The sequence below is a fragment of the uncultured Ferrimonas sp. genome (assembly GCF_947489035.1).
In the GTDB taxonomy this organism is placed as follows: Bacteria; Pseudomonadota; Gammaproteobacteria; order Enterobacterales; family Shewanellaceae; genus Ferrimonas.
The window spans coordinates 117,835-140,416 of record NZ_CANLCI010000004.1; the positions used below are offsets into that span (position 1 = coordinate 117,835).

Genomic DNA, 22,582 nt, shown 5'->3' on the forward strand with positions numbered 1-22,582 from the left:
TTTTTGTGGCACTTGCGCCTTAGAACAGCTCGGTTGGCATCGCCATCAAGTTATCGGCACCGGCCAGGATCCCCGCTTTATGGGCTTTGGTGCGCGGCAGTAAACGCTCGAAATAGAACTTGGCAGTATGCAGCTTAGCTTGATAAAAGGCTTCTTCATCGGTACCGCTATCCAGCTTCGCTTGCGCCACCTGAGCGATCTGCAACCAGAAATGGCCCATCACCACGTAACCGCTGTACATCAGGTAATCCACCGATGCTGCGCCCACTTCCAGTGGGTTGGTGCTGGCTTTGTCTGCCACCGCCATGGTTAAGTTGTGTAATTCACCCAAGTGCTTTTCTAGCTGCTTAGCGTAATCGCTGAGGCTGGCCACCTGCTTAGCGGATGCACAGATCCCATGCAGATCCTGCCCCACCAGTTGCAGCAGCTTACCTTTCGACCCCAACACTTTACGCCCCAGCAGATCCAAGCCTTGGATCCCCGTGGTGCCTTCGTACAACGTGCAGATCCGCGTGTCGCGCGCCAGCTGCTCCATGCCCCACTCTTTAACGTAACCGTGGCCACCATACACTTGAATGCCGTAACTGGTGGACTCTTGTGCGGTTTCGGTCATGAAGGCTTTTAAGATCGGGGTCAATAACGCCAATTTCGCGTCAGCGGCCTCACGCTCAGGGCCTTCAGCATAAAGGGTTTTGTCCGCCAGCTGCATGCAATATAGCGTTAGTGCTCGGCCACCTTCAGCCAATGCTTTTTGGGTCAGCAGCATTCGGCGCACATCGGGGTGGTTGATGATTGGATCGGCGGGGCCTTGAGGATTCTTGACCCCATCCATCGCCCGAAACTGCAGCCTCTCTTTGGCGTAACGCAATGAACCTTGATAAGCCGCTTCCGAAGCCGCTAAACCTTCCACCCCAACGCCAATGCGCGCCACATTCATAAAGGTGAACATCGCGTTCAAACCACGGTTGGCCTCGCCAATCAAAAAGCCTTTGGCGTCGTCAAAGTTGATGACGCAGGTGGCCGAGCCGTTGATCCCCATCTTGTGTTCAATCGAGCCACAGCTCACCCCATTGGGGTTAACCACGTTGCCGTTATTGTCTACATTGTATTTTGGCACCACAAACAGCGAGATCCCCTTGGTGCCTTCCGGCGCTCCAGCAATCCGCGCAATCACAATGTGCACAATGTTGCCCGACAAATCGTGCTCACCCGCAGAGATGAAGATTTTGGTGCCGTTTAAACGGTAACTGCCGTCCTCGTTCAGCTCGGCTTTGGTTTTCAGCATGCCCAGATCGGAGCCACAATGGGGTTCGGTTAAGCACATGGTGCCGGTCCATTCACCGCCAATCAGCTTCGGCAGGTAGGCGTCTTTCAGCGCCTGTGGCGCATACTCTTTAATGGTTTCGATGCAGCCTTGCGACAGCCCTGGGTACATTGACCAAGCGTGGTTGGCGGATGAGTTCCACTCCGCCATCATCCCCGCCAACGAGTAAGGCAGGCCTTGCCCACCAAGCTCAAGCTCGTGGGTCATGCCAGTCCAACCGCCGTCCACATATTGCTGGTACGCTTCTTTAAAGCCCGCTGGGGTGGTTACCTTGCCGTTGTCCCACACACAGCCTTGATCGCCAATGGCATCCAGCGGCGCCAATACGTTTTCAGCAAATTTGGCTGACTCTGCAAAGATCGCCTGCACCATATCCATGCTGGCGTCTTCAAATCCGAGCTTGGCGTAGTGGCTTGGAAAATCCAGTACCTCTTGCATAACAAACAGGGTATCGCGCTGTGGGGCTTTATAATCTTGCATTGTTTTCACCTTCCATATGAATCCAGCCGCAATGGCAGGGCCAAGGGCGTGGCACACTCGATGTGCTCAGACCAGTGTTATTAAACTCAGTCTGTCATGGCGTGAATGGCAACCAAACAGCCAAAAACGCCAAAACTGGTGGCATTGATGCCAACCTTGAAGTAAAGACTCAAACCTGAAGAGTTAACTGCGGATCAATTTTCGTAACTGTTCGCCGATGCGATCGGCTTGAGGCCCCAACACAATCTGCACCCCTTCGCCGTGGCTCAACACCCCTTTGGCACCGAGCGCCATCAATGCCGCTCGGTTCAGGTATTGTGGCTTGTGCAGCGCCAAACGCAGTCGCGTTAGGCAAGCGTCGATATTCTTAATGTTGTCGGCGCCGCCAAGGGCATGCAGCATTTGCGCTGCGTGCTCGGTACTGGTTTGCTTCACCGGCTTGCTGCCGCGCCCAAGCGTGGGCAAGTTCAAGCGCACGATCACCGTTCGGAATACCACGTAATACAACACCCCATACAGCGGCCCCAGCCACAGCAGTTGGCCCACATTATCGGCTAAGTGAAAGTACAACAGCAGATCGATAAACCCTTGGGAGAACACCATGCCCATGTGCAAATCAACGGCGATGGCCACAACATAAGCACTGCCGGTTAAGAGCGCGTGCACCAAAAACAGGCTGGGAGAGATAAACAAAAAGGCAAACTCAATGGGCTCGGTAACCCCAGTAAACCAACTGGTGATCGCCGCCGAGAGCATAATGGAGCCCGCCTGTTGGCGTTGGCGCGGATCGGCACTGCGCCAAATCGCCAAGGCCGCGGCAGGCAGACCAAACATCTTAATTAGGTAGCCACCGGCAAGGTGTCCGGCCTGCGGATCGCCAGCAAGAAAGCGTGATAATTCACCGTTGATGATCTGCCCGTTCGGGCCCGCGTATTGGCCCACTTCGTAGAAAAACGGCAGGTTCCAAATGTGGTGAAACCCCAGCGGGATCAGCAACCGTTCAATGGCGCCGTACAGCCCCCACGCCAACATTGGCCGCTGATAAATGGCCCAGTTCGAAAATTGATCCAACAGATGCTGCAGCGTTGGCCACAGCAGCGCCATCACAATGCCCACCATCATCCCCGCCAGCACATTCACCAGTGGCACAAAACGACGACCAGAGAAAAAGGCAAACATGGCCGGCAGTTCAATTTGATGGAATTCACGATAGACCCAGCTGGTCATCAGGCCGATCACCACCCCACCCAAGACCCCGGTATTCAAGGTGTCGAACCCCAGCACTTGCTGAGTTTGCCACCCGTAATGCTGCGCCAGTGAAGCCATCGCCGCGAGTTTGGTGCCGTAACCGATCACTGCCGCCAACGCAGCGGTGCCATCGTGGCGGCTAAAGGTTAATGCCACCGCAACCGCAAACATCAGCGGCAATAAAGCAAATACGGCGCTGCCGCAATTGAGCAATAAAGTGCCCAACAATGGCGGCATATAGGGAATGGGGCTGGTGCCAAGCCCAACCAACAAGCCAGCAACCGGCAACACTGCAACCGGCACCATTAACGCTTTCCCCATGCGCTGAATACGGTGGAACAGCGTTCCCTGCATCCTTACTGAGCGCTCGCTAGCTCTGCTAACCACGGCGCAAGCCATTGTTGCGCAGGTTGTTCAGGCTCCATGGTTTCACAGGCATCAATCTGTAATACCGAACCGATACGCTGGGCCCCAAGTTCTTGCAGCAACTGGTCAAATTGATGTCCGGCGCCACAGTAGGTGTCGCCATAGCTGCTATCACCAAGGGCGATAACGCCATAACGCGATTGGGGGAGTAAGGGAAACTGCTGTTGCAGCTGGTAGTAAAGCGGGGCGATATTATCCGGTAGATCCCCCGAGCCGGTCGTGGAAGTGATGACCAACAGGTTGCTGCCATCAAGCTGACGCAGCCCAGAATCCGTCAATTGCTCTACTCGCTCAACCGCAAAACCCGCTTGTTGCATCAGCGGTTGCAGTTGCTCGGCAACGTGATCAGCACCGCCGTAGACCGAGCCAACCATAAGACAAATTTTCGACATTTATCCAACTTCTCTGCTACTTCTTTAGGGCAACTTACTGTAACCCCGTAGCAGGCGCAATCACGGCATTCGTAAAAGGAGCCACAAAAAGATGCAGCAACGCAGCCTTCGTCGTCGTCAACTTCACCGCCAAGTCGGCAGCAAACGCCGAGTTCGCCGTAATCTGTTCTTTGTTTCCGAACAGAAAGAGTTGGCCTCGGTCGCGTTTACTAAGGGTTAATCGTCCCAGCCCATGGCGGCAAACGGCTGCTGCCAATCCGCTTCCAGTTCCGTTTCGATGGTCAAACGTTCACCGGTCACCGGGTGGTCAAAGCTCATGCTTTTACAGATCAGCCACAATCGCTGCAGTTCAAACTGGTCCCGAAACAACTGATTCTGGTGGCGACAACCGTGGGTGGTATCCCCCACAATCGGGTGACGAAGGTGAGCCATATGACGACGCAACTGGTGCTTACGGCCGGTGATCGGCTCCAGCTCCATCAAGGTGTAACGAGCACTTGGGTACCGGCTCACCGGAAACGGCATCTGTCCTTGGCGTAGCGGCTGATAGCGGCTGATCGCCTCTTGCGGTTCTTTATCTTGATCCGCAAATTTGTCGGCAATCTTATCCAGCTCCTCTTTCAGCGGGTAATCCAACACCGCCCCCTCATCCACAAAGCCTCGGCACAAGGCCAAGTAACGTTTTTCAACGTGATGATTGGCAAACATCTCGCTTAGGGTTCGTGCCACTTCCGACGACTTAGCAAACAGCAGCACACCGGAGGTTGGCCGATCCAGCCGGTGCACCGTAAACACATGGCAACCAACGGTATCTCGGGTTTTTTGCATCGCAAACTCGGTCTCTTTGCGTGCCAACCAGCTGCGGTGCACTAACAGCCCCGACGGCTTATGCACTGCCACGATGTGTTCGTCTTCATAAATCACTTCAATGGTTGGTTGCAGCGTCATGCTCAGCGCCGCATCCAACGTCGCGATCGTGTGGAGCAACGGCTGTAACTGCGGTTGCCCCTTAAACGCCTCTTCGGCCATCGGCGCGATCGCTACTTTGGTTGGCAGTGTCCCCTCGCTATCCAGCAACGCAGTTAATCGCGGCAGCAGCACAAACTGCAGCCATTGTTCAAACCCTAAGGTATCGCAACAAAAAGGGGCGGTGCTGGCCAGAGCCTCATCACTGGGCGGGCTGAGTTGCCATAAGTGCTGTTGTTGCAGCTGGGATTGGATCTGCGTCAGAAGCAGACGGATCCGCACAGTATCGTGCATAAGAGACTCCGGGAAAAAAGCTGGGCGCGGGATCATACCATCTGGCTGAGCTCCCCCCTATAATGCTGCAAAAACATTATGAGCCTCGGAACATGGCAACCATCACTACCCTTGAACAGTTTTTAACTTTAGCTGGCACTCAATTTCGGGTCTTTGACCTTGGCCGCCGCGTGGTGCCAGTCGCAAACGACCAATTTCATCAATTTGAAAGTGGCCACATTCCCTACCCTACGCCTCGTGCAGGCCACGCTTGGATCGGCTTGCTGTTTTGGGATCCCAAAGTCGCGATGCAACACTACGTGTGGTTTTTAAAACTGCCTTTGGATGAACAGGGCAAAATTAACCCCGCGGCTCGCAACCAATTTTTGCAGCTGGTGATGGAAGCACTGGGGCAAGATCCCACCGCTGAAATCTCTGAGCAACAGCAACAGCGAATGGCCAGCAACCCCTTTGTGTTTACCCCAAGCCAAGAAAAAATGGCGGTATTCAACGCCCGAGTACGCTTGGCTTTAGCGCAACCAGCCAGCAGTTTCTTAGCCCCAGTGCAGCAGTACCTGAGTGGCGCACAAGGTTGGGACAATTGGCAGCAATTGGGACTGCAAGGGATCGCCGACTACTGCAGCCGTTTAAGCAATACGCAGCAGCCGCAGTTGGCCACAGCCATTGCAGCACTGCCTGCCGAGCCACTGACCGCATTCGTCAATGTGGCCGAGCACTACCATTTCAGTGAATCGATCAATCAAGCTTGGCTGGCGCGATTTGAAGCCGCCACCACCGAGCTTGAACAGCTCACGGCACTGCGTGGCCTGGCCGGTGCACCAGAGCAACTGACCGCCGCGCTCGCAACCGTATTACGCCACTCGTCGCTTTCTGCTGACGCGCTGATCACCATCGCTGCTCGCTTATGGCATGGGTTAGACCAAGACAACTTACAGGCTTGGCTAGAACAGCTTGCCCGCTACCCTGGAAACCTATTTAATCAGTTGTATATGGATCTAGTGGCACTGCCACAGCTGCGCCCCATGCTATTGACCGCCATGCGCGATCCCAATCGCTCGGCTCAACTTGGTCAGGCGATTGGGCAACTGATGACCGCTCTTAGAGGCTAATAACCCATGTTTAATTTATTCGATCTGATGCTGTTAATGAGCTGTGCCGTGGTTGGCATGCTGTTTTGGCAGCTGCGCCAGATCTCCGAAGGCGCCACCTTGCACGCCCATCGGCTGTGCCGCCAGCGACGTTTGCAGTTTTTAACTGTGGCTCGGATCAAAGCGCGGATCGGAAAAGTGCCCGGCAGTGGCCTTGGCTGGAACAGCGAGTATCAGTTTGAGTTCTCAACCGATGGCTTAAACACCTTAACGGCCACCATGTTGTTTACTGGCAATAAGCTCAAAGACATTAAGATGCCACTCTACCCAGAGCCCGAATGGCAACAGGCTCCTGACAGTCAGGGGCGGATCGGCATGGGCGGTTGCGGAGGCGGCAGCCCCGTCAGCAGTTGCAGTACCAATAAATCCAGCTGCGGCAGCGGCAGCTGCCGTTAAGCTCCTTACAAAGCCCTAACGAGTCCCATTAAAAAAGCAGCGCTAGGCGCTGCTTTTTTAATGGGACTCGCTCGTCCACGGAACGCCTTTGCTTGGTTGCATTAGGCCATTGCTTTCCACCTAAGCGGTTCGCGGCAAACGCAGCGATAAAGAGCAGCCAACTTTTTCGCAGGCAAAAAAGAACCGCAACAGTCAGACCGTTGCGGTTCGGGGTAGTACTCTTACGCCAACATTCCAATGTCGGATTGTGCTCCCTGCATCATCCTTGCGTACTTATGCTCCTGCATATTCCTTTAGCCTATCCATCGGCTTCCTTGTACTCCAGCGCCCTGCTTCCTGCTTCACCATTCCTTGATGAATGTCATCGCAAATTCCATCTCATTCCTTGATGACTGACACTTTCAACGTACTGGTATCCATACCACGATTACATCCTGTAACCGATCACTCTTCGTTCCTGAAGATGTCCTTAGGTCGTCCATGAAACTCTTGGTTTCAATTTCGAAATCCATTCGAAAATCAAAACCTTCAATCCGTGTTCCTTTCGACGCTGATAAGTGTAGCCAACCTATCGCTGGCATCAAGCCAACCGATGTTATCTAAAGGTTATCAAAATCAAAGGCAACTGCATCAAACATAAAAAAGTTTATAAAAAACAACAAATAAAAAAATATTATAAAAAATGTTAACTCTGATTAAGGCTGATCTCTTACACAAGGTAAAGATTTGATACAGGTTAAGTTAATCTCATATCCGCATCCTTACAGCCAACTCACAGCATAAATTTCGCTTTTTTAGACAAAAAAACGGGCCGCAACTTTCGTTGCGGCCCTGTAGCGCTTGTTAAGCTATCCGGCTTAAATTGATGCCTATCCCTAGCCCATCCATGCGTCTTGTATGCGTAATCCGTGCTTCGTCCATGGCTGCGTCCTGCAGCTTCCTTGTACCATTGGTACTGCTTACCATCCTGGTAGAGTGAAGTTCCGCTCACTCAGCCCTGTAAAGGGGTCCAACGATTCAAGTAGATAACCGCAGCTAAGTCCCACTCCCTGTGGAAACCCTCTGTTCAGTATTGCGTTGATCTTGTGCCAACTCCCTGTCGAACACTTATCAAACACGATATCCCTCGAACACGAAGCAATTGTATGCAGTTACAGCGCTGACACAACCGCTTTAGAGCATAAAACCTAACCGCCGACGGCTGGACATTGTTAACAGAACACCCTAAATCAATGATTAGTGTCACATTTAACATTTAAACCTAGGCCAGAAACATCCGCATAACAATCAAAAGTCCCACACCAATGGGGGGCAATGTCTTACGCAATCAAAGGCGCATGTCACACAGCAGATCCACTGTATACGCAAACACTGCCGACCACTTCGGCTTCATTTACTTCAAAAACAGGTGAAAATTGATGTCGACAAAACCAATCGATCAGTTCAGGGCGATACACCAACGTGGCGATCCCGCTGATATTTTGTTCGACACTGTGCTGCACCAGCACCTGCAACAGCAGATCACCAAACCCGCTGCGCTGGTAAGCCGGTGCCACCGCAATAAACTGCAACAACCAGTTATGGCGTAAATTGAACCGATCTAAAAAGGCATCCTCTCGGGCCATCCATTGCCGCGCCGGTTTCCAGCCACTGCCCAGCGCCATCTTCAGGCGCCAGTTCCAAAATCGGGTTTGCCCTAAGGGATAATGTTCATTCAACAAACAGGCAACCGCGACCATGGCCTCGCCAACAAAGATGCCGATCAGCGGCTGCTGCCGTTGCCACAGCTCTTGGAGCTCTTCGCGCAGTGCCGCACGCAGTTTTTGCTCGTAATCATCACTGGGCAAGACAGCCCGAAAGAAAGGATCATCCAGATAAGCGTTCAGCAATACTGAATTGGCAAGGCGCAGTTCATCAGCGCGCAGTTGTCGTGCTTGAGCGGTAGCAGTGGTGGCCGCATCCATGGCAGAGCTCCTTATTGGGGGACTCTGTAAACATCGTTCAAAAAACAACCCAGTTGCAAGTTTTGTTTACTCACAAAAAAGCGAGCCCTAAGGCTCGCAATCGGGAACAACCATTACATAAGCGAAATTATAATTGGATCGCTTTGCCCAGAGCGGTTTGGCCCCAACCTGCAACTTGGCCATCCACTAGCACCACTGGAGTGCATTCATCCTTGCTGGTTTCACCATCGCTTTCACGGTGCTGAGTACGGAAAAACAACACCTGAACGATGCGATCATCTTGCTGATGCAATTCGTTAAAATCGGCGGTACCCATAAGCGCAAAAACCGTTTCTAAACTCATGCCAACGTTAATTTTCTCTAACTGCTGGCGATTCTCTTTCTCAACTTTGCTCCAATGAGGGCTGCTATCGCTGTCCCAATCACCGTCGTTTACCGACACCACACAGCCGCTCAGCCACAACACGGAAGTTGCCGCCAAGACCAATCCCAATTTTTGTTTTACGCGCATTTTGCTATTCCTTGTAAGTTATTGCGTAACCACGACTTAGCCAATTTTGTGCCAAGTTAATAAACTGTTGTTTTTTAACATTTAATATCGGCACGGTCGCCAAACTGATGAATTGAGATGGCGAATAAGGCAAACTGTTAGCGGATTTCATCAATACGGAATAACCACATGGATTCGACCTTACTGCACGCGCTGCAACAACTCAGTGGCGAAGGCAAACAACCGACGCTGGCCTTGCTCAAAAATCGGGTTGGCAGTGGTTATCCGTTGCCGCAGCTTATTGATGCCATTAAGCGCTATAAAGCCAACCCGAATATCAGCTGCAGTGGTGGCCCTTCGGCCTCGACAGCCGAACCCACCCTAACGCAACTGCTCGGCCGCATTGATGCAATGCAGCAACAGATCGATGCCTTAACGGCTCAGATCGCATCGATGCAATCTCAGCCAAGCTGATCCCGGATCAAGCTTGGCGGTCACCAGTACCGCCGCTATACTAGCGCCCCCCAAATGGCGCTGACACAACGGCGCCGGTAAATTTCGCCCCGCTGGAGCCCCACCATGTACCTGTTCGAGATCCGCTTTGAATGTTATGACAACACCACCATCAGTGCGGTAGAGCGGGCGATCAATGGCCTGATGGAAGCGTGGCGCCACAACGGGCAGTTGCTTGGCCGCGAGTTTCCATTAGTGCAAAACGGGGCAGAATTTAACCTGCGGGCCATGTGCCCAGAAGAGGAGAGCTTGCAGCCGCAGTTCGGCTCTGCTTGGGTAAAACGCAAACTGACCGAGCTGGCCGACGCCAAACTGCTGCAACCTCGGATGAAGTTGCTTGGCCGCGACATCAATTCGGAAGCCAGCGCCGAACAGTTGCCACAGCAATGGCAGGTGCTCTACACCACCTATGTGCATTCTTGCTCGCCATTGCGTGATGGCGACAACATGATGCCGGTGCCACTGTACCGCTTACCAGCCACTTTCAATGGCGATCATAAGTCGGTGGTAAAATGGCAAACCGAATGGCAAGCCTGTGATGAACTGCAAATGGCGGGCAGTGGCGCGGTCGAGTTTGCTGCCTTAAATGAGATAACCGACGTCAACGCCACCCTCTTTCGTCGCGGCTGGGATCTGCGCGGCCGGATTGAGTACCTCACGAAGGTGCCCACCTATTACTACCTGTACCGCGTGGGTGGCGACAACCTAACCCAAGAACGCAGCCGCCCTTGCCCTCGTTGTGGCAACCCTGATTGGCTGCTGGATGAACCGTTACACGACATGTTTCATTTCCGCTGCGAGCCCTGCCGATTGCTGTCGAACATCTCTTGGGATCTGCTTAACTAAGCGGGTTTTCGCTGCAGTGCTGGCCTAGCGCTTTCGCCACGACATTAAATGCTGCCACATCGCCCCAAGGCGGGCGCTGAGGCTCATTGCGGCCATCGCAGGTTCTTCCGGTTGCGGCTCTGGGGTTTGCAGCCGTGGGGTCAATAACGCCAAAAATTGATGCAGCGTAGGGGCCAGTTGCTGATCTGGGCTTTGCCCAGGGATCTCCAGCCACACACTGCCATCGTCATTATCTAATACGATCATTTGCTCACCCTGCCCCAGTAAGCCGATAAACAGCGTTGGCGCTTGCTTCAGCTTGCGCTTCATCAGCAGATGGCCAATCAGGTTTTCCTGCAACCGCTGTAGATCCTCATCGTTCCACACCTGCAGCAATTCACCGCGGCCAAATTCCGCATCAAACAACAAACTGCCGGCGTAAAATTGGCCGTAGAAACGGGTTAGATCCGAATGCAACGGCAGCTCTAAAGCAGTGGCGACGTTCTCGAACAGATCAGCGTTTGGCGCCATTGGGCTGGCCTGCCAATAACATAACCCGTCGGTTTGGTGCGGCTGCCGCAGCGCGGGGCTGGGCTCGTCTCGATCCGTTACCGGCAGGTGCTGATGCTGTTGCAGCCACGCCGTTTCAGTCAGCTGGATAAATTGCGCTAAGGGAGTTTCAGACATGAATGAGAAGAGTTTGATAAACTTAGGCCATTAGTTTGCCACAAAAATGCAGTTTAGATGTCACATCACGATCCTTATCACGGCGCCGAGGCGCTACAGGGCCTAACCCTAGGCCACCAAACCAAGTACCAAGATCAATACGATCCCAGCTTATTGCAAGGCGTCCCCCGCGCCCTAAATCGCGATGCCTTGGGGCTAACCACCGAGCTGCCATTCCACGGTGCCGATATGTGGACCGGCTTTGAATTGTCGTGGCTGAACGGCAAAGGCAAACCGATGGTGGCGATTGCTCACTTCAGCTTAGATGCCCGCAGTGCCAACTTGGTTGAGTCCAAATCCTTTAAGTTGTACCTCAACAGCTTTAACCAAACCAAGGTGGCCTCTGCCGATTCCCTGAAGCGGATGCTGGAACGCGATCTCAGCGCCTGTGCCGATGGCACCGTAACCGTTGAGATTGTGCTGCCTGCCGACTTTGCTCAGCAGCCGTTGGTGGAATTGGACGGTGAGCTGATTGATGAGCTCGACATTGAGGTATCGGACTACAACTTCAAACCGGAATATTTAGCCGACGCGGCCAGCGGTGAGATGGTTACCGAAACCTTGCGCTCGGATCTGCTGAAATCAAACTGCCTGATCACCTCGCAACCGGATTGGGGCAGCGTGCAGATCCGCTACCACGGCGCCAAGATTGATCGGGAAGCCCTGCTGCGTTACTTAATCAGCTTCCGCCAGCACAATGAATTTCACGAACAGTGCGTTGAGCGGATCTTTATGGATCTGCAGCAATATTGTGGTTGTCAGCAGTTAACGGTTTACGCCCGTTATACCCGCCGTGGCGGGCTCGACATCAACCCATACCGCAGTAACTTTGAGCCACTGCCTGCCAACGATCGCCTCGCACGCCAGTAGCGCCTTTCCACCACCGTCCCCGCAGCGATAACCTGCGGGGTTACGTCAATTGGGTGCGCGACAAACTGGCGTGCACCTCGTTGTAGGTTAGGAAGTAGGTTTCCATGCCGAACACTTCTAAGCTCGACAACACCCCTTTTCGCACAAACATCTCTAGCGTCGACGGCAATGGATCTTGCAGCTGCACTTGGCGGGTATACAGCGCCCCCAAACGCACTAAATCCAGATAGCTTGGTTTTTCGGTTTGGTAGCTAAAGTCACTCCAACGGCGCGCCACTTCAACCAATTCTTGCGGAAAATGCCACTGCTGCAATACCGCTTTGCCCAGCGGCGCCCGCAAGACATTGATCATTCGATCCAGCTGGTCTTTATCACGAAACAGATGGGGGTGTTTTTCCGCTTGGTCAACCAAGGGTAAGGCGCCGATGTTATGGATTTGGCAGGCCAGCAACAGGGTGTCGGCCGAGATATTGATCAAGCGCCCTTGGCTGTGTTCACACGCCAGCACCGCCAGCGCACAACTGGCCACATCAATGTTGGTTTGCCGCAGCTGATCCAGCTTATTCCAAGTCATGGTTTGATCAGAATAAAACAGCTGATGCATGGCCGATGCCGACGCCAGATCACGGGTTTTCTCTAACCCCAAGCGCGTTACTGCAAACATCACGCTATTGGCTTTAACTAAGCCACCAAAAGCGGCCGAGTTGGCCAAACTGACCAAGGTGGTTGCCAAGCCGGGATCCTTGCTTATCTCGCTGGCCAGATCCGCCAGCGAACAATCGTCCCGTTGCGACAGATCCCGCACCGCCATCGCCACTTCAGGCAAAGTGGGTAACACAATCCGCCCACTGTTGATCTTATTAACCAGTTGCACCAGTAAGGCGCGTTCAGCTGCCATCGTCAGCTATATCCTCATTCCTTGAGTGAAATCGCGGTAATTCGAGACCACTGTACTTGATTACACCATTGACTACATTTGCATCAAGGTCTAGCGGCGGCTAGAATGCCCGCCGCACTGAAAGCCCCCGAGGACATCCATGTTTAAACCCGAACTCCTCTCCCCTGCTGGGACACTCAAGAATATGCGTTACGCCTTTGCTTACGGCGCCGACGCAGTGTATGCAGGTCAACCTCGTTATAGCTTACGAGTGAGAAACAACGACTTCAACCTTGATAATCTGGCCACCGGCATCGAAGAAGCCCACGCCCAGAATAAAAAGTTGTACGTGGTTTCCAACATCTCGCCCCATAACGCCAAGCTAAAAACCTTCATTCGCGATCTTGAACCAGTAATTGAGATGGGGCCAGATGCGCTGATCATGTCCGATCCCGGACTGATTATGATGGTTAAAGATAGATGGCCGGATCAGGCTCTGCACTTATCAGTGCAAGCCAACGCCGTTAACTGGGCCAGCGTTGAGTTTTGGAAACGCCAAGGCATCGAGCGTACCATTTTATCTCGCGAATTGTCGCTGGATGAAATTGAGCAGATCCGCCAAGAATGCCCATCAATGGAACTGGAAGTGTTTGTGCACGGCGCGCTGTGCATGGCCTACTCTGGCCGTTGCCTGCTGTCTGGTTACATCAACAAGCGCGATCCAAACCAAGGCACCTGCACCAACGCCTGCCGTTGGAAGTACGATGTGCATGACGCCAAAGAGAACGAAACCGGCGACATCGTTGCGGTACAGCCACCAGAGCCAACCTTGGGCGCTGGTAAGCCCATTGACGACGTGGTGTTGCTGCAAGAAGCCAATCGCCCTGGCGAGTACATGCCAGCGTTTGAAGACGAGCACGGCACCTACATCATGAACTCAAAGGATCTGCGTGCCATTCAGCACGTTGAGCGTTTGAGCAAAATGGGCGTGCACTCGCTGAAAATTGAAGGCCGGACTAAGAGCTTCTACTACGTGGCGCGTACTGCTCAGTTGTACCGCAAAGCGATTGACGACGCCGCCGCTGGCCGCCCGTTTGATCCAAGCCTGATGAATGGCTTGGAATCACTGGCGCACCGTGGTTACACCGAAGGCTTTTTGCGCCGTCACACCCACGACGCTTACCAAAACTACGACTACGGCTACTCCATCAGCGAGAAGCAGCAGTTTGTGGGTGAGTTTACCGGTGAACGTAACGCCCAAGGCTTGGCTGAAGTATTGGTGAAGAACCGCTTTGAAGTGGGCAATCACGTTGAGTTGATGACCCCACAGGGCAACCTGAACCTGAACTTAGGCCACATCGAAAACCGCAAAGGCGAAAGCGTTGATGCCGCACCGGGCAATGGTCACACCATGTACCTGCCGCTGCCGGAAGAGCTGGATCTGAGCAAAGCGCTGCTGATGCGTAACTTAGATGAAGGCCAAACCACCCGCAATCCGCAGGTGAAAGCCTAAGCCATAACCGCTTAGCGCAAACGAACAACGCCAGCGCTTGTCGCTGGCGTTGTTGTTTTTATCGGGCGACTAAAATGGCTTGGCGACCACTAATACTGGCAAGCGCTGCCCCATATTTGCGACAATAGCCCATTGTTCCGCGCCATTGGCCGAAAGAGTTTAGTAACACACTGATATGGCACTTTATATTTTAGACAGTTGCATTAACTGCGACATGTGCGAACCCGAATGCCCCAACCAAGCGATCGCCATGGGCGAGGAGATCTACCAGATCGATCCCAACCTGTGCACCGAATGCGTGGGCCATTACGACAAACCAACCTGCGTTAGCGTTTGTCCTATCGATTGCATCGATCCGGATCCAGAACACGCGGAAGACCAAGATACCTTGCTGGCCAAATTTATGATTTTAACCGGCAAAGCCTGAAGCCCGGTGGCACAAAGCCGCGCCTTTCTTGGCGTCCAAATTAAAGGGGCAAGCGTCACCGCGCTTGCCCCTTTAATTTTTTACCCTGGAAACGATTTCGCCAGCGTCGGCAAGGGCGGCAGCCCCTTCGGTAACAGTAAGGGCAGCAGATTCAGTGGCAGCGGATAGCGCCCCAGCAACCCCTTAACCTCAAGCGCCAGCGCAGTATCGCCTTCCATCGTCAGCTGGCGCTGAAAAAACAGCGCATCGCCATCGGCCTGACCAAACGCCATCAAGGCGATCGCCTTAACGCTGCCACCAAATTTGGCCTGACAACGGTCATCGGGCCAATGCAGTTGCAGCTGCTCTCCCACTAACGTCAATGCAACCGACCACGGCACGCCCCGCATGCTCAGTTCAATACTGCGATCTTGTAAAAACGCCAATTCGCCCCGGGCAATCATCGGCGCAAAATGACGCTGCAACGGCAGCAACAGGGTGTGAGTTAACAGCAGCAGCGGTGGGCGCAGCATAAGAAGGCTTCCAAGGTCAAAAAAGCGCATTGTAGCGTGGCTAGGATCACAAAGTTCTGCGCTACCTCAAAGTAATCAATGTCGCCTCACTGTTATCGTTATTGAACAAAGCTCGCTACAAAACAATCACTTATGGAACTGCTTGCCCCAGTAGGCAATTTGGCTGGCGTCGCCCCCACCCTCGACGCTGGTGCCGACGCCATTTACGTTGGCCTAAAAGACGACACCAACGCCCGCCGCTTTGCTGGCATTAACTTCAGCCCCGCAGAATTATTGCAAGCCGCCGAGCTCTGCCAACAGCGCAGTAAGAAGCTGTATGTGGCCATCAATACCTACCCTGGGCCAAATCAAGAGTCCCGCTGGCACAGCGCCATTGATGCCGCCGCTGAAGCGCAGATCAGCGCGGTGATCATGGCCGATCCCGGTTTGCTGGATTACGCCCAGCGTCGTCACCCGCAGCTAGAGCGCCACCTGTCGGTGCAAGCCAGCGCCGCCAACCTGCCCAGCCTGCGGTTGTATCATCAGCACTTTGGCATTACCCGAGCGGTACTGCCGCGGGTCATGTCGGTGCAGCAGATCACTCGGATCAGCGCCGATTCCCCCGTCGAGCTGGAAGTGTTTGCCAGCGGCAGTCTGTGCGTGATGGCCGAAGGCCGCTGCCAGCTGTCAACGTGGTTTAGCGGTCAAAGCCCAAACAGCGGCGGCGCTTGTTCACCCGCAGAGCGCGTCCGCTGGGTTGAAGCCGACAGCGGCCGAGAAGCATGGCTGGGGGACTACTTGCTCGAACGTACCCCCCAAGGAGAAGCCGGTGGCTACCCCACCGTGTGCAAAGGCCGCTACCACATCGACAGCCAAGGCGACGGCAGCCAGCACGCCATCTGCAGCCCCTGTGGCCTGTCTACCCTGCCATTGCTGCCGCAGCTGGCCAAAGCCGGCGTCAGTGCGCTGAAACTGGAAGGTCGACAGCGCAGCCCCGCGTACAGCCAAGCCATCACCAAGGTGTGGCGTCAGGCCATCGATCAGCATCAACAACGGGGCAGCAGCTACCGCATGGATCCGGCTTGGCAGCAACAGCTGCGCCAACTGGCCGAAGGGCAAACCCTCACCACTGGCCCTTACATGGAGGGTTGGCAATGAAGTTATCCCTTGCCGCCAATTGCTGGCCACTTGAGCGTCATCAGCTTAAAGCGCAGATCGACTTGATCAGTGCCCTGCCGGTTGAGCGAGTGTATCTTGGTGAAACCGTGTGCCAGCAGCGCGACCGATTTAGCCCACGGGAGTTACTGGCGTTAACAGAGCAGTTCGCCCAACACGGCCAGCAGGTGGTGTTATCCAGTTTGAACTTGATCGCCAGTAAACGGGATCTGGAGCTCACCCAGCAACTGACCGCGCTGGATAATGTGGTGATTGAAGCCAACGACATGGCCGCCGTGGCTTTAGCCCACGACAACAACCTGCCGTTTATTGCCGGTGCCGGGCTTAACATCTACAACGGCGCCAGCCTGAGCTGGTTGCAAGGGCTGGGCATGGTGGGGTATCAACCGCCCATGGAGATGCCCGCCCACACCGTAACCGAGCTGATGCAACAGTGTCAGGCGCTCGGACTGCGGGATGGGTTTGAACTGGAACTGCTTGGTTGGGGTTACCCCTTGCTGGCGGTATCAGCGCGCTGCAGCAGCGCTCGGGTGGCAGGGCGAAACCGACAGCAATGTTTAAAAATCTGTCAGCAGCAACCGATCCCCGTCGCGTCCTCGCTGGCACAGCAGCCTATGTTGAAGATCAACGGCACCCAAATTCACGCCGCCCAGCCGTGGGATCTGCTCGGTCAGCTGGATCAATTGCAGCGCATTGGCGTGCAGTGGCTGCGCGTGTCGTTACCGGATCTGCAACAAGCCCAGTGGCTGCACCAATTGGCCGAGGCCATCGCAAGCGGTCAGCCGCAATTTAGCGCGCCAATAACGGGCAGCGCCCGCTTATGGCAACGCAGCGATGTTGGCGCCGATCTGTGCGCCGATTAATCCGCAAAGTGGTAAGAAAACCGAAAACAACGCCGCAGCAACACTGCGGCGTTGTTGATTAACACTGCTGGTTAACGCTGTTGGTTAACGTTGTTGGCGGCGGATCACCCCAAGGGTGAAGAACAACCACAAGCCAACGCTGGCCAGCAGCAACCAGCCCTCTAACGCAGGCCACCAAATCGTGGGTCGCTGCTCGCCAAACAAGCCATAGCCGTAGCGGTCCATCAGCATGAGATCTCGGTGCTCGTCCAAAAAGGCACTGATGGCCAACAGCGCCGCCATCGTTGCCGGTGCGATCCCAAGCCGCGAGGAACGATCCCGCCACAGCGCCACGCAATACAGTAAAGCGCATATCGGCGTCATCAGATAAAACGTGGTCATCGCATGCTGATGCAGCGATCCTACGTTCACCGGAAACAACCCCACCGCGGTGATCGCCAGCGCCAGCACAATGCCGGCGGAATAAAGCGCCGCCTGAAACTCAACCCCGCGCACCAGCCACAGCCGCGTAGCAAAACTCGCCACCAAGCTCAGGCCACCAAAGAACAAACCGCCATTCACCAGCAGCGCCCATTGCGACACATCGTAGCGCCCCAGTTCCGACAGCGTGTGGTTCAAAAAGCTGAAGCGCTCGTTGGCATCACCGCAGTACATCAAAGCCGCCAACACCGGCGTTACCGTCAGTAAAAACAAGCCAAACAGCCCGGTGCGGTTGGAGAAGCGCAGTAAAACGGAGTTATCGTGACTCATCGAAACACCTACCCAAACCGGGAAAATAAGCGAGAAAAAAGTGGCTGTTCGACCCAGATCGAGCCTCACCATGCAACCGCGCATTTTAGCCACATTTGTCGACACGATGCGGGAACCACAGCACAATTCACGCATTAACTTAAGCGCCACCGCCGAAGCCGCTCGTGCCAATTTAATGACACTGATTACGATTAACATTTGTTTACAAATGGCCGTTATCTCTTCCAATCGCTTTTGCTAGGGTGCCCAGTTCAAGCGGTACAGCAAAGCTAAGGAAGCAGCGATGGCGGCACAACAGGAAGTGGTGTTAACAAGTAACGACGAGTTGGTTTCGACCACCGATCTGCACGGCAACATAACCTACGCCAATCCAGACTTTATCCGCATCAGCGGCTTTAGCTTAGAGCAACTGCTGGGCCAACCGCATAATCTGGTGCGCCACCGCGATATGCCCAAGCAGGCGTTCGCCGATATGTGGCGCCACCTGAAGCAGGGGCAACCGTGGCGGGGCATTGTAAAAAATCGCACCGCCGATAACCGCGGCTATTACTGGGTCGACGCCTTTGTCACCCCGATTTTTGAAGGCAAAACCATGATCGGTTATCAGTCGGTACGGCGCCGCGCTGAACCGGCCTATATCCAGCGAGCACAACAGTTGTATCCGGCGCTAAGCCAAGGCAAGTCGATGGGAACAGAGCTGACAATCCAGCACAAGCGCTGGCTTGGCAGCGCCATTGTCGCCACTGCCGCAATCGCCAGCGTGATCTGGTTTGGGCCATTGGTTTTGGTGCCTGCGGCCGCGGTGACGTTGGCCCTGCTGTGGCTGTTTTATGATGAGATTGTGGCGCTGCCGAATCGCACCACCCAGCTGCAACAGGAATACGACAGCATCAGCCGCTACGTCTTTGCCGGCAAAGGTTTGGCCAATGTGTTGCTGTTCCAACAACTGCTCTCTCAAGCTCGGCTCACCGGCGTATTGGGGCGGGTACACGACGCCAGCGCAGTGCTGCAGGGCTCATCCGATCGCTTAGCCAGCAATGCCGAGCTCACCAAGCAAGGGCTGAATGACAAATATCAGCGGATTGAAGGGATCGCCGCGGCGGTAGAGCAACTGGATGCCAGCAGCAGCCAGATCGCCAACAGCGCCAGTGCCAACGCCGGTCATATCGCCGCTACCTCCGACACCTGCGTAAACGTGCAAGCCACCATGCTCGACAGCGCCAACCGCATCCACTCTTTGGCCGATTCCGTTGCCCAAGCGGCGCAACGCGCCGACGAGCTGCACCAAGAGGCCAACCAAGTGGAAGGCGCGATGCGCGAAATTGACGGCATTGCCGAGCAAACCAACCTGTTGGCGCTGAACGCCGCCATTGAAGCCGCTCGCGCGGGTGAACACGGTCGCGGCTTTGCGGTGGTGGCCGCGGAAGTGCGGGCGCTATCCAGCCGCACCCAATTGGCCACCCAAACCATTCAGGGCAGCATTCAAGGGATGAACGACACCCTATCGAAGTGGGTCGACGAGATGCAGACCAACCGCGAACTGGCGGATCATTGCGCCAGCCATGCGCAGCAAAGCGCCGAACAAGTCGCGCAGATCAACCTCGCCATCGATCAGGTAAAAGGCGACGCCAGCGCCGCGGCCGAAGCCGCGCTGCAACAACAGCAAGCCAGCACCAACATCGCCAACAGCTTAAATGAGATCACCAGTTTGACCGAAGAGGTGATGGAGCAAGCCAGCGAAGTGGAAACCACCGCCATCGATCTGCAACGGCAGGTTGAGCAGTTCTCGGGGCTGCATTTAAGCTTCAGTCGTCAGGCCTAACCGTTCCAGTACAGATCAAAAACGGCAGCCACCTGGCTGCCGTTTGTTGTTGTTTCTTCGGCACTCAGCTGCGCGAAGAAGCACGCCCTTGAACCGGCGCTCTTAACTTAGCTGCGCGCTAAGTAATCCGCTTGCCCCAGCCACTTGTAGGTGGTTAAGGCGGTTAACCCCATCGGCCCACGGGCGTGCAGTTTCTGGGTGGAAACCGCCACTTCGGCGCCTAAGCCAAACTCGCTGCCGTCGGTAAAACGGGTGCTGGCGTTAACGTACACCGCCGCTGAATTGATGGCGGCGATAAAGCGGTTGGCGGTGCCAAGATCATCGGTAAGAATGCTTTCGCTGTGCTCACTGGAGTGGGCGCGAATGTGGTTAATGGCGTCATTCACATCGGCCACCACTTTCACCCCAAGCGTCAGCCCCAGCCACTCTTGGTCAAAGTCCTCTGCCCCTGCGGCCGTAGCACTGGGTAACAGCGGCAGCGCCTGTGGGCAGGCTTTTAGGCTAACGCCATTGGCCGCCATTGCACGGTGCAGTTGCGGCAAAACTTGCTCGGCCACCGCAGCGTGCACCAACAAGGTATCCAGCGCATTGCACACCGTTGGCCGCTGCACCTTGGCGTTAATCACCAAGTCGGTCACTTTATCCAGCTGCGCGGCTTTATCAACGAACATGTGGCAGATGCCAATGCCGCCGGTGATCACCGGCATCCGCGCCTGCTGCTTGCACAGCTGGTGCAAGCCCGAGCCACCACGGGGGATCAACATATCCACGTATTGATCCAGCTGCAGCAAGGCACTCACCAAAGCGCGATCTGGCGAGTCAATTAACTGCACCGCGTTGGTTGGCAATCCTTGGCTGGCCAAGGCGCTGTGAATGGCCGCCAACAAGGCGCGGTTTGAATGGATGGTCTCTTTGCCGCCACGCAAAATCGCCGCGTTGCCGGTTTTCAACGCCAAGACCGCGATGTCTACGGTCACATTCGGGCGCGCTTCGTAGATCACCCCCACCACCCCCAGCGGAATGCGGCGGCGAGACAAGCGCATGCCGGAATCCAGCAAACGGCTTTCTAACTCTTCCCCAACCGGATCCGGCAGCGCGATGACGGTATCGATATCAGCGCAAATGGCCGCGAGTCGCTGTTCATTCAACAGCAATCGATCCAGCATTGCGGCATCGAGGCCGCTGGCCTGTGCCGCCGCCATATCTTCGGCGTTGGCCGCTAAGATCTCGGTTTGATTGGCCAGCAGCTGCTCGCGAATGGCCAGCAATAGCGCGTTTTTATCGGCGCTGCCTTGTTCTAGCAGGGCAAAGCTGGCGTCACGCGCCGCTTGGCCCATCGCCGTTAATGGATTATCACTCATAGCACCACCAAATCGTTTCTGTGGATCACAACTGGGCCGTAACTGAAGCCCAGTATGGTTTCAATATCGCGGGAATGTTGCCCCTGCAGTTCGCTCATGTCGCTGCTGTTATAGCGGGCGATACCACGGCCAACAGTGCGGCCGTCGCCGTCTTGCAGCAGCAAGGTATCGCCTCGATTAAACTGGCCGCTGACGGCAGTAATGCCTTTGGGCAGCAGACTCGACCCTTGCTGGCACAGCGCCTTAACCGCGCCATCGTCTAACCGCAATTGGCCGCTTGGCGGCGGCGCCGCTAAGATCCAGCGTTTGCGCTCATCCAAGCTGCTGTGTTGGCACACAAAGCGGGTGCCGATCGCTTGGTCATTGCAGCTGCGTTCAATCACCGCTTCGGCGTGGCCAGAGGCGATCACCACCTCAACCCCTGCTCGCATCGCCACATCGGCGGCTTGCAGCTTGGTGGCCATGCCACCGGTGCCTAAGTTGGTGCCACTGCCGCCGGCCAGTGCCCGCAGCGGATCATCAATCAGCGCCACCGTTTCAATCAACTGAGCGTTGGGGTTACTGCGGGGATCGGCATCAAACAGCCCCTGCTGATCGGTCAGCAGCAACAGCAGATCCGCTTGCGCCAGCAGCGCCGCCAGCGCCGACAGGTTATCGTTGTCGCCCACCTTGATCTCGCTGGTGGCGACCGCGTCGTTTTCGTTGATCACCGGAATAATGCGGTGCTCCAGCAGCGCCCCCATGGTGTCGCGGGCATTCAGGTAGCGTTCACGGTCGTCAAGATCGGCGCGGGTTAACAACATCTGGCCAACGTGCAAACCGTACAGGTTAAACAGCTGTTCCCACACTTGGATCAACTGGCTTTGGCCTACGGCGGCCAGCATCTGTTTGGTCGACACCGAATCGGACAACTCGGGAAAGCCTAAATGCTCTCGTCCGGCGGCAATGGCGCCAGAGGTTACCAAGATAATTTCATGTCCGGCACGATGCAGCCGCGCCATCTGCCGCACCAGCTCCACCATATGGGCTCGGTCTAAACGCGGACTGCCAGAGGTAAGTACGCTGGTGCCAAGTTTCACCACCACGCGTTTTTTGGAAGAGGATTGCATAGGCTCTATCGGGTTTTGGACAATATTTCAGTTATACCCGATGTGCTATCGAAGCTCACCCCAACGCCAGCAAAAATGACTGCCTAGATCGCTTTTCGCGGCAGTTATCATCAACGTTGATTATTTCTTGG

General features: G+C 55.0%; 23 protein-coding genes. 11 read left to right on the forward strand and 12 right to left on the reverse strand.

Annotated features, from left to right (window positions below):
• Positions 1–19 precede the first annotated feature (19 nt).
• From Q0796_RS04120 to Q0796_RS04130, 3 genes are all read right to left on the reverse strand, one after another.
• Positions 20–1,804 carry an acyl-CoA dehydrogenase C-terminal domain-containing protein gene (locus Q0796_RS04120; RefSeq protein ID WP_298440505.1) on the reverse strand — a complete coding sequence of 595 codons (1,785 nt, stop codon included), beginning with the start codon at positions 1,802–1,804 and terminating at the stop codon, positions 20–22.
• A gap of 183 nt (positions 1,805–1,987) precedes the next feature.
• Entirely contained in the window at positions 1,988–3,406 is a 1,419-nt protein-coding gene (locus Q0796_RS04125; protein ID WP_298440507.1) for a PTS transporter subunit EIIC, read from the reverse strand.
• A 2-nt stretch (positions 3,407–3,408) separates the two neighbouring features.
• Complete coding sequence (locus tag Q0796_RS04130) at positions 3,409–3,870, reverse strand: flavodoxin (RefSeq protein WP_298440509.1); 462 nt, start codon at positions 3,868–3,870, stop codon at positions 3,409–3,411.
• 91 nt (positions 3,871–3,961) lie between these two features.
• Between Q0796_RS04130 and Q0796_RS04135 the strand changes: the two genes are divergently transcribed.
• Positions 3,962–4,090 (forward strand): hypothetical protein, encoded by a 129-nt coding sequence (locus tag Q0796_RS04135; protein ID WP_298440511.1) that lies wholly within the window; start codon positions 3,962–3,964, stop codon positions 4,088–4,090.
• On the opposite strand, the gene truC is transcribed toward Q0796_RS04135, so the two are convergent.
• A complete protein-coding gene (gene truC, locus Q0796_RS04140; RefSeq protein ID WP_363322302.1) occupies positions 4,087–5,166 on the reverse strand; it encodes a tRNA pseudouridine(65) synthase TruC in 1,080 nt (359 codons plus the stop codon). The genes Q0796_RS04135 and truC overlap by 4 nt on opposite strands.
• 56 nt (positions 5,167–5,222) lie before the next feature.
• Between truC and Q0796_RS04145 the strand changes: the two genes are divergently transcribed.
• Entirely contained in the window at positions 5,223–6,239 is a 1,017-nt protein-coding gene (locus tag Q0796_RS04145) for a DUF3549 family protein (RefSeq protein WP_298440513.1), read from the forward strand.
• A gap of 6 nt (positions 6,240–6,245) precedes the next feature.
• Positions 6,246–6,674, forward strand: coding sequence for a DUF3301 domain-containing protein (locus Q0796_RS04150; RefSeq protein WP_298440514.1), 429 nt, complete (start codon positions 6,246–6,248; stop codon positions 6,672–6,674).
• A gap of 1,340 nt (positions 6,675–8,014) precedes the next feature.
• Here Q0796_RS04150 and Q0796_RS04155 read toward each other — a convergent pair.
• Both Q0796_RS04155 and Q0796_RS04160 read right to left on the reverse strand, forming a co-directional pair.
• Positions 8,015–8,638, reverse strand: a complete 624-nt coding sequence (locus Q0796_RS04155; protein WP_298440516.1) for a GNAT family N-acetyltransferase — start codon at positions 8,636–8,638, stop codon at positions 8,015–8,017.
• A gap of 127 nt (positions 8,639–8,765) precedes the next feature.
• Complete coding sequence (locus tag Q0796_RS04160) at positions 8,766–9,149, reverse strand: DUF3192 domain-containing protein (protein ID WP_298440517.1); 384 nt, start codon at positions 9,147–9,149, stop codon at positions 8,766–8,768.
• Between the two features lie 168 nt (positions 9,150–9,317).
• On the opposite strand from Q0796_RS04160, the gene Q0796_RS04165 reads away from it, so the two are divergent.
• Both Q0796_RS04165 and Q0796_RS04170 read left to right on the forward strand, forming a co-directional pair.
• Complete coding sequence (locus Q0796_RS04165; RefSeq protein WP_298440519.1) at positions 9,318–9,602, forward strand: hypothetical protein; 285 nt, start codon at positions 9,318–9,320, stop codon at positions 9,600–9,602.
• Between the two features lie 105 nt (positions 9,603–9,707).
• Positions 9,708–10,487 carry a Zn-ribbon-containing protein gene (locus Q0796_RS04170; protein ID WP_298440521.1) on the forward strand — a complete coding sequence of 260 codons (780 nt, stop codon included), beginning with the start codon at positions 9,708–9,710 and terminating at the stop codon, positions 10,485–10,487.
• Positions 10,488–10,511: 24 nt separating this feature from the next.
• Here the strand turns inward: Q0796_RS04170 and syd are convergent, their stop codons facing one another.
• On the reverse strand, positions 10,512–11,153 hold the full coding sequence (gene syd / locus Q0796_RS04175; protein WP_298440523.1) for a SecY-interacting protein: 642 nt from the start codon (positions 11,151–11,153) through the stop codon (positions 10,512–10,514).
• A 57-nt stretch (positions 11,154–11,210) separates the two neighbouring features.
• Here syd and queF point away from each other — a divergent pair, with 57 nt between their 5' ends.
• Positions 11,211–12,062, forward strand: a complete 852-nt coding sequence (queF, locus tag Q0796_RS04180; RefSeq protein ID WP_298440525.1) for an NADPH-dependent 7-cyano-7-deazaguanine reductase QueF — start codon at positions 11,211–11,213, stop codon at positions 12,060–12,062.
• A 40-nt stretch (positions 12,063–12,102) separates the two neighbouring features.
• Here the strand turns inward: queF and Q0796_RS04185 are convergent, their stop codons facing one another.
• Entirely contained in the window at positions 12,103–12,960 is an 858-nt protein-coding gene (locus Q0796_RS04185; RefSeq protein ID WP_298440526.1) for an HDOD domain-containing protein, read from the reverse strand.
• 139 nt (positions 12,961–13,099) lie between these two features.
• Between Q0796_RS04185 and yegQ the strand changes: the two genes are divergently transcribed.
• Positions 13,100–14,452 carry a tRNA 5-hydroxyuridine modification protein YegQ gene (yegQ, locus tag Q0796_RS04190; protein WP_298440527.1) on the forward strand — a complete coding sequence of 451 codons (1,353 nt, stop codon included), beginning with the start codon at positions 13,100–13,102 and terminating at the stop codon, positions 14,450–14,452.
• Positions 14,453–14,627: 175 nt separating this feature from the next.
• The gene (locus Q0796_RS04195) at positions 14,628–14,879 is read left to right on the forward strand and encodes a YfhL family 4Fe-4S dicluster ferredoxin (protein WP_298440529.1); all 252 of its coding nucleotides are present in this window, start codon (positions 14,628–14,630) and stop codon (positions 14,877–14,879) included.
• A gap of 80 nt (positions 14,880–14,959) precedes the next feature.
• Here the strand turns inward: Q0796_RS04195 and Q0796_RS04200 are convergent, their stop codons facing one another.
• Positions 14,960–15,391, reverse strand: coding sequence for an SCP2 sterol-binding domain-containing protein (locus Q0796_RS04200; protein WP_298440530.1), 432 nt, complete (start codon positions 15,389–15,391; stop codon positions 14,960–14,962).
• Positions 15,392–15,523: 132 nt separating this feature from the next.
• On the opposite strand from Q0796_RS04200, the gene Q0796_RS04205 reads away from it, so the two are divergent.
• Both Q0796_RS04205 and Q0796_RS04210 read left to right on the forward strand, forming a co-directional pair.
• Positions 15,524–16,528 (forward strand): peptidase U32 family protein, encoded by a 1,005-nt coding sequence (locus Q0796_RS04205; protein ID WP_298440532.1) that lies wholly within the window; start codon positions 15,524–15,526, stop codon positions 16,526–16,528.
• A complete protein-coding gene (locus Q0796_RS04210; protein ID WP_298440534.1) occupies positions 16,525–17,409 on the forward strand; it encodes a U32 family peptidase in 885 nt (294 codons plus the stop codon). Before Q0796_RS04205 ends, Q0796_RS04210 begins: the two co-directional genes overlap by 4 nt.
• A gap of 84 nt (positions 17,410–17,493) precedes the next feature.
• Here Q0796_RS04210 and Q0796_RS04215 read toward each other — a convergent pair whose 3' ends face one another.
• Positions 17,494–18,159 (reverse strand): hypothetical protein, encoded by a 666-nt coding sequence (locus tag Q0796_RS04215; protein WP_298440536.1) that lies wholly within the window; start codon positions 18,157–18,159, stop codon positions 17,494–17,496.
• A 283-nt stretch (positions 18,160–18,442) separates the two neighbouring features.
• Between Q0796_RS04215 and Q0796_RS04220 the strand changes: the two genes are divergently transcribed.
• Entirely contained in the window at positions 18,443–19,981 is a 1,539-nt protein-coding gene (locus tag Q0796_RS04220; protein ID WP_298440538.1) for a PAS domain-containing methyl-accepting chemotaxis protein, read from the forward strand.
• A gap of 107 nt (positions 19,982–20,088) precedes the next feature.
• On the opposite strand, the gene Q0796_RS04225 is transcribed toward Q0796_RS04220, so the two are convergent.
• Positions 20,089–21,342 (reverse strand): glutamate-5-semialdehyde dehydrogenase, encoded by a 1,254-nt coding sequence (locus Q0796_RS04225; protein WP_298440540.1) that lies wholly within the window; start codon positions 21,340–21,342, stop codon positions 20,089–20,091.
• Positions 21,339–22,451, reverse strand: a complete 1,113-nt coding sequence (gene proB, locus Q0796_RS04230; RefSeq protein ID WP_298440542.1) for a glutamate 5-kinase — start codon at positions 22,449–22,451, stop codon at positions 21,339–21,341. The genes Q0796_RS04225 and proB overlap by 4 nt, the downstream gene beginning before the upstream one ends.
• Positions 22,452–22,582 lie beyond the last annotated feature (131 nt).

What these genes read in the sequence shown, in the direction of transcription:
- yegQ (WP_298440527.1), top strand. Translation starts at nt 13,100, where the DNA reads ATGTTTAAACCCGAACTCCTCTCCCCTGCTGGGACACTCAAGAATATG.
- Q0796_RS04225 (WP_298440540.1), bottom strand. Translation starts at nt 21,342, where the DNA reads ATGAGTGATAATCCATTAACGGCGATGGGCCAAGCGGCGCGTGACGCC.
- syd (WP_298440523.1), bottom strand. Translation starts at nt 11,153, where the DNA reads ATGTCTGAAACTCCCTTAGCGCAATTTATCCAGCTGACTGAAACGGCG.
- Q0796_RS04150 (WP_298440514.1), top strand. Translation starts at nt 6,246, where the DNA reads ATGTTTAATTTATTCGATCTGATGCTGTTAATGAGCTGTGCCGTGGTT.
- Q0796_RS04155 (WP_298440516.1), bottom strand. Translation starts at nt 8,638, where the DNA reads ATGGATGCGGCCACCACTGCTACCGCTCAAGCACGACAACTGCGCGCT.
- Q0796_RS04170 (WP_298440521.1), top strand. Translation starts at nt 9,708, where the DNA reads ATGTACCTGTTCGAGATCCGCTTTGAATGTTATGACAACACCACCATC.
- Q0796_RS04145 (WP_298440513.1), top strand. Translation starts at nt 5,223, where the DNA reads ATGGCAACCATCACTACCCTTGAACAGTTTTTAACTTTAGCTGGCACT.
- Q0796_RS04120 (WP_298440505.1), bottom strand. Translation starts at nt 1,804, where the DNA reads ATGCAAGATTATAAAGCCCCACAGCGCGATACCCTGTTTGTTATGCAA.
- Q0796_RS04160 (WP_298440517.1), bottom strand. Translation starts at nt 9,149, where the DNA reads ATGCGCGTAAAACAAAAATTGGGATTGGTCTTGGCGGCAACTTCCGTG.
- proB (WP_298440542.1), bottom strand. Translation starts at nt 22,451, where the DNA reads ATGCAATCCTCTTCCAAAAAACGCGTGGTGGTGAAACTTGGCACCAGC.
- queF (WP_298440525.1), top strand. Translation starts at nt 11,211, where the DNA reads ATGTCACATCACGATCCTTATCACGGCGCCGAGGCGCTACAGGGCCTA.
- Q0796_RS04210 (WP_298440534.1), top strand. Translation starts at nt 16,525, where the DNA reads ATGAAGTTATCCCTTGCCGCCAATTGCTGGCCACTTGAGCGTCATCAG.
- Q0796_RS04220 (WP_298440538.1), top strand. Translation starts at nt 18,443, where the DNA reads ATGGCGGCACAACAGGAAGTGGTGTTAACAAGTAACGACGAGTTGGTT.
- Q0796_RS04215 (WP_298440536.1), bottom strand. Translation starts at nt 18,159, where the DNA reads ATGAGTCACGATAACTCCGTTTTACTGCGCTTCTCCAACCGCACCGGG.
- truC (WP_363322302.1), bottom strand. Translation starts at nt 5,166, where the DNA reads ATGATCCCGCGCCCAGCTTTTTTCCCGGAGTCTCTTATGCACGATACT.
- Q0796_RS04195 (WP_298440529.1), top strand. Translation starts at nt 14,628, where the DNA reads ATGGCACTTTATATTTTAGACAGTTGCATTAACTGCGACATGTGCGAA.
- Q0796_RS04165 (WP_298440519.1), top strand. Translation starts at nt 9,318, where the DNA reads ATGGATTCGACCTTACTGCACGCGCTGCAACAACTCAGTGGCGAAGGC.
- Q0796_RS04185 (WP_298440526.1), bottom strand. Translation starts at nt 12,960, where the DNA reads ATGGCAGCTGAACGCGCCTTACTGGTGCAACTGGTTAATAAGATCAAC.
- Q0796_RS04205 (WP_298440532.1), top strand. Translation starts at nt 15,524, where the DNA reads ATGGAACTGCTTGCCCCAGTAGGCAATTTGGCTGGCGTCGCCCCCACC.
- Q0796_RS04200 (WP_298440530.1), bottom strand. Translation starts at nt 15,391, where the DNA reads ATGCTGCGCCCACCGCTGCTGCTGTTAACTCACACCCTGTTGCTGCCG.
- Q0796_RS04135 (WP_298440511.1), top strand. Translation starts at nt 3,962, where the DNA reads ATGCAGCAACGCAGCCTTCGTCGTCGTCAACTTCACCGCCAAGTCGGC.
- Q0796_RS04125 (WP_298440507.1), bottom strand. Translation starts at nt 3,406, where the DNA reads ATGCAGGGAACGCTGTTCCACCGTATTCAGCGCATGGGGAAAGCGTTA.
- Q0796_RS04130 (WP_298440509.1), bottom strand. Translation starts at nt 3,870, where the DNA reads ATGTCGAAAATTTGTCTTATGGTTGGCTCGGTCTACGGCGGTGCTGAT.